Origin of the sequence: Sulfurihydrogenibium yellowstonense SS-5, from assembly GCF_000173615.1 — a bacterium.
Lineage (GTDB): Bacteria > Aquificota > Aquificia > Aquificales > Hydrogenothermaceae > Sulfurihydrogenibium > Sulfurihydrogenibium yellowstonense.
The window spans coordinates 1-4,795 of sequence record NZ_ABZS01000134.1 but is presented as its reverse complement, the minus strand read 5'-3'; the positions used below and the strand labels follow the sequence as shown (position 1 = coordinate 4,795).

Sequence of the window (4,795 nt, the reverse complement as noted above, 5' to 3'; positions counted from 1 at the left end):
CCTGTTGTTTCTGATGTTTCTCAAGTGATTGACGCTTTTGATGTCTTGATTGATTTTGCAAATAATACCGAGGCTGTTTTAGGACATTTAAGAATTTTAGCAGCAGATAAGAACAAAAAATATACAGTAATAGGAACAACAGGATTTAATGAAAAAGAATTAGAGGAGATAAAACAGCTTTCTCAAGATATACCAATTGTTTTAGCTCCCAATATGAGCATAGGCGTGAATTTATTATTTAAACTTGTAGAACAAGCAGTTAAAACATTAAGAGATAAAGGTTTTGATATTGAAGTTATAGAAATGCACCATAGATATAAAAAAGATGCACCATCTGGCACAGCGGCTAAGATTGTGGATATTTTAAAGAAAGCAACAGGAATAGAAAAAGTCGTTTATGGTAGGCAAGGTTTGACAGGTGAAAGAAGTAATAAAGAGATTGGAGTGTTTGTTCTTAGAGGTGGTGATGTGGTAGGCGAGCATACAGTTATCTTTGCTACAATGGGTGAAAGAATAGAATTGACTCACAGAGCTACTTCAAGAGATATCTTTGCTAAAGGTGCGTTAGAAGCTGCAAAATGGATTGTAGGTAAGCCAAACGGTCTTTATGATATGCAGGATGTTTTGGGATTGAATGAATAAAAATTTATCTTTTTTAACAATTGGATTACATTTAGTCTCCGGTGTAATAGTAGGTGTTGCCATTGGTTATTTATTAGATAATTATTTTGGCACATCACCTTACCTAACTATAATTTTCTTTTTTCTTGGTCTTATAGCTGGATTTAAAAATATGTACGCTGATGCGAAAAAGTATATTGAAAGTGAAGAAAAAGAAAGTAAAGGATAAGAAGTATAAAATCGTTACTATTTAAGTATGTTGCAAGAAAAATTTTTTTAAGTTCGGAATTGTAATGACATCATTCTTTGCTTGTTAGAATTTTTTTGATTTTTGCTTATTTGTCATTCTACAACCGGCGAAGAATATCTCCACCTTTTTATTTCTTACTTATTCACTATACTGGCAATTCAGTGATTGTCTCTATTACCTGATCACCTTCTTTAAAAAAGAATGCCCTTTGAACCGAATTCCTCAAAATGACAGACAGGAAAAGGTTAAATGATAATCATCAAAGAAAGGATGATTTTATATAGATATATTTTTGAAATACCTTGAATGAGAAATTAGCGGTTTTTATAGAATTTAAAAAGAAATCCTTCGGACTTCGTCCTCATCCTCAGGATGACGAAGAAAATTTGATAATCATATGCTTGACTAGGAGCAACCCTATTTGTCATCGTATATTAAATATACTAAAAATTTTAATCTACAAGAGAATAAGCTTTATAATAATTACAGACATGGGAGAAAAAAGGAAGGACAGATCAAGTCTTTGTCATTGGTCTTTTAAGACCGCTCAGAATGTTTGTAGACTGTCCTTCCTCTACTTCCTAAAACCTGAATCAGAACATTAGGCTTTTAAGCCTGTATTGATTACGATGATAGGTTATCAGGAAGTTTCTCTCATGTCAAGTATTTTATGAAAGGAGGTAATCTTATGAACAACTACAAAATCGTCGTTGGAGTTGATGTATCTAAAAACTCATTCACTGCTACAGTATTGTATGATAACAAGAAAGAAACCTTTGAAGTTAAATCAGACCCGGTTGAGTTTGAAATGAAAATAAAGCTTTACCTTAAGAAGTTTAAAAAGTCAGATATGCTTATCATAATGGAGCATACAGGAGTTTACCATTTAAAGCTTGCTAATTATCTGTATGAAAATGGCTATAAAGTAGCAGTGATAAATCCATTTTCAATAAAGAAGTTTATGGAAGCTAAAATGACAAGAGTCAAAACAGATAAGACTGATTCATACTTTATTGCACAGTATGGAAGAACGTTTTTCGATGGAGAGCTTTATAAACCAAAACCAGATGTAGAAAAAGAAATAGAAATAAAACTAAAGATATTAGAAGACCTACAGCATCAGCTTACAAAGCTAAGAAATCAAAGAGAATCTTTAAGTCATGTACCAATACCAATCAAAAAATTGAAAGAGAACTTGGAATATTACTATGAGCTAATTGAAAAAATAGAAAAAAACATAAAAGAACTTGAAAAAGAGATAAAAGAGTTGACTAAGAAGAATTATCAAGAGGAGTACAAACTTTTAAAAAGTATACCTGGTATAAGTGATAGGGTTATAGGAATGATAATATCAGTATATGGAAATTTTAAAAGATTTAAGAGTGTAAAAGATGCATCAAGTTTTATAGGAATCAGTCCAGGTATACATGAAAGTGGAACGAGTGTAAAGAAAAGTGGTTCGATAAAGAAAATGGGAAATCCATATGCAAGAAAGATATTATACATGGCAGCATTATCAGCAATAAGGTTTAACAAATACTGCAGAGAATTATACGAAAGGTTAGTAAGTAAAGGTAAAGCTAAAAAGTTAGCATTAGTGGCTGTAGCACATAAGTTATTAAGACAGGCATATGGTGTATTAAAAAACAGAAGACCATTTGATGAAAATTTTTGTACTTGACATTTAACATAGAACATTCTGAGCGAAGCGAAGAATCTCATGTTTTTGTTGAATTTCTCACCCGACGTATTTTATGTTAGATATATTTTGAAATTTCTTCCAATAACTCTAAAAGAACTCTTTTAACATTTTCTTTGTCTGTTGCAATTAGTGGTATTACTTTTATCTCTTCTCCTAAATCTAAAGCTGTTCTAATATCTTCAGGACTCCATGCTCCTTTTAAATCTTGTTTATTTGCACCAACTACGAACGGAGCTGGATACCTTGCCTCAAAAAAGTTTATAATTCTTCTTGCCTCGTGAAATGTAGCAGGGTCTGTACTGTCTACCAATACAACTAACCCAACCATACCCTTACCAAGAATATCCCACATAAAATCAAATCTTGCTTGACCAGGTGTTCCAAATAAATAAAGCGTATGTTCATAATCGATTTTTATCCTTCCAAAATCCATAGCAACTGTAGTGTGATCTTTCTTTTCTTTTTCTCCAGCTTTTGTAGTTCTTGCTTCTGTTTTTACAGTTTCTATTTCACTAATTGTATTTATAAATTGTGTTTTTCCTGCAGCGTAAGGTCCTGCCACTACTATTTTTATTTTCTTTTCTGCCATTTTACAACCCTTTAATCTTTGAAATTATTTTGTTGAGTAGATTTCTTGTTAAGTCAAAACCTATTTTTCTCTCTTTCTTCTTTTCCCTTTGTATAATTCCACACGCTAAGAAACCATACAACGTTCTTTTAACTGTAAGGTCATTAATTTTTGTAATATTAATTATATCTGCAACTTTATTTTTTCCATCTATTGAATGAAGAATTTTCTTTTCATAATCAGTCAAAAAAGCCTTTTTTGCAATATCTTCATAATTAGAAGATTTTACAAATACTAAGTTTAAATCTGAAATCTTTCTTTCAACTTCCTCTTCAGTTAATTGTCTTGCAAGATACATTATTAATTTTTCAATAGGAATTAAAGATTTTAAATCCGGTGGGTATTTTATAAATCCCGATGTAAAAGAAAATTTACCTTCCTTAATAGACAATAGTTTAGGGAGTCTTGCCACTAAAACATTATATAGTTCTGATTTATCAACGCCTTCTTTTTTCAATACAACCTCAAAATCCACATCAAGATATATGTAAAATACTTTTTTAACTTCTCTTATATATACGATATCACCTTCCTTGAAATAAACAGCAATATTATTATTATCCTGTTCTATTACAAGAATTCCATCTTTTTTATCTTTTAGTAAAACTTGAAATATGTCTACAAAATTAAATATTCTTAAATCCCCAGCTATTGCCATTAAAGATCTCCAATTTTAACTTTTTAATTATTTTAATTATTTTAACTCTTGTTCAAGTTTTTTTACAGTTCTGTGAATTTCCATTAATAAAAGACCCAATTTTGCATTGACCGGAGCTAAAACTCCAAGAACAGCAACATCTTTAATTCCTGTAAATATAACATATCCGGTAGAACCTTTAATGTATAACTGTTCAAGATTTCCTTTATTTAATTCTGATGTTACTCTTTCACCAAGGGATAATATAGCAGCACCCATAGCTGCAACTCTATCTTCATCAGCCGTGCTTGGAAGCACAGATGCAATAGCTAATCCATCAACGCTTACTAAAACAGCACCCTCTGCCCCAGAGTCTCTAATAAATTCTTCAAGTATTTCTGTATATTTAACAGCCATATTAATCCTCCATTAAAGATTTAATAAGAAACTTTTTGTATTTTCAATAAATAAATCTCTTTTTTTAATTTCTGGTATTTCTTCAGCCAGAGAATGAATAAATTTTAAAACTGAAAATTTGGTTATATTGTCTTTTTTAAAAAATTCCTCTTTTCTCTTTTTGAATATATATTTCCCAAACGGTCCTATGATTTTTATAAATTCTTTTTCAATCTCATTTAAAATGTTATCGATATCTGATAAATTATTTTCTTCAGATAGATTTGGTTCCAAGATTTCGTTAATAGATGGTGCAACAGATTCTCTTTCAGCATGAGATTCCATAGATAAAATTTCTTCTAATGATGGAAGTTTATTTTCTATTATATTATTCACCTTAGGTTCATATGCTTGCGATGTATCTTCTGTAGGCTTTAAAATATCTTCCGGGATGTCTACCCTTTTTTGTATGTTCTCTTCGAATTGACCTGTTAAGACTTTTTCTAACTCATCTAAATCAGTTTGATGATTTTCTTTTTCTAAACCAAATTGTTCTTCTGT

Annotated in this window: 7 protein-coding genes; 3 read left to right on the top strand and 4 right to left on the bottom strand. The window is 30.6% G+C overall.

Features of this window, described 5'->3' with window-relative positions:
* From dapB to SULYE_RS06025, 3 genes are all read left to right on the top strand, one after another.
* On the top strand, positions 1-642 hold a 642-nt coding region (gene dapB / locus SULYE_RS06035), incomplete at its 5' end, for a 4-hydroxy-tetrahydrodipicolinate reductase (protein ID WP_007547557.1).
* Positions 635-850, top strand: coding sequence for an AtpZ/AtpI family protein (locus SULYE_RS06030; protein ID WP_007547556.1), 216 nt, complete (start codon positions 635-637; stop codon positions 848-850). The genes dapB and SULYE_RS06030, both read left to right, overlap by 8 nt.
* Before the next feature lie 709 nt (positions 851-1,559).
* Positions 1,560-2,552 carry an IS110 family RNA-guided transposase gene (locus tag SULYE_RS06025; protein ID WP_007547555.1) on the top strand — a complete coding sequence of 331 codons (993 nt, stop codon included), beginning with the start codon at positions 1,560-1,562 and terminating at the stop codon, positions 2,550-2,552.
* A gap of 76 nt (positions 2,553-2,628) precedes the next feature.
* Here SULYE_RS06025 and SULYE_RS06020 read toward each other — a convergent pair whose 3' ends face one another.
* The 4 genes from SULYE_RS06020 to SULYE_RS08400 form a co-directional block, all read right to left on the bottom strand.
* On the bottom strand, positions 2,629-3,162 hold the full coding sequence (locus SULYE_RS06020; protein WP_007547554.1) for a GTP-binding protein: 534 nt from the start codon (positions 3,160-3,162) through the stop codon (positions 2,629-2,631).
* A gap of 1 nt (position 3,163) precedes the next feature.
* On the bottom strand, positions 3,164-3,859 hold the full coding sequence (locus tag SULYE_RS06015) for a DUF4388 domain-containing protein (protein WP_007547552.1): 696 nt from the start codon (positions 3,857-3,859) through the stop codon (positions 3,164-3,166).
* A 36-nt stretch (positions 3,860-3,895) separates the two neighbouring features.
* Positions 3,896-4,255 carry a roadblock/LC7 domain-containing protein gene (locus SULYE_RS06010; protein ID WP_007547550.1) on the bottom strand — a complete coding sequence of 120 codons (360 nt, stop codon included), beginning with the start codon at positions 4,253-4,255 and terminating at the stop codon, positions 3,896-3,898.
* Positions 4,256-4,267: 12 nt separating this feature from the next.
* The coding region (locus tag SULYE_RS08400; protein ID WP_007547548.1) for a hypothetical protein at positions 4,268-4,795 on the bottom strand (528 nt) is incomplete at its 5' end.